This is a genomic window from Streptomyces sp. GbtcB7, from assembly GCF_019091445.1.
In the GTDB taxonomy this organism is placed as follows: Bacteria; Actinomycetota; Actinomycetes; order Streptomycetales; family Streptomycetaceae; genus Streptomyces; species Streptomyces mirabilis.
This window is the reverse complement of the sequence record NZ_JAGXJM010000588.1, coordinates 1-238: the sequence shown is the minus strand read 5'-3', so window position 1 is coordinate 238 and position 238 is coordinate 1. Positions and strand designations below refer to the sequence as shown.

General features: G+C 69.7%; 1 pseudogene. It reads left to right on the top strand.

Features of this window, described 5'->3' with window-relative positions:
• Nucleotides 1-238 (top strand): annotated as a pseudogene (locus KVT44_RS56925) (tannase/feruloyl esterase family alpha/beta hydrolase); the annotation flags it as partial.

The window sequence follows — 238 nt, the reverse complement described above, 5'->3', positions numbered from 1 at the left end:
CGGCATCCAGATCGACGGCTACTTCCCCGGCTCCTCGCACCTCAACAAGGCCCACGGCTGGAACCACGACTCCCAGTTCGTCATCCGGCTGCCCGGGCGCTGGAACGGCGGCCTCGTGGTGACCGGCGCGCCCGGGACGCGCAAGCAGTACTCGCTGGTCCCCCTGATCTCCGACTGGGTCATCGCCCAGGGCTACGCCTTCCCCTCCATCGCCAAGGGCAACAGCGGCCCCGGCTTC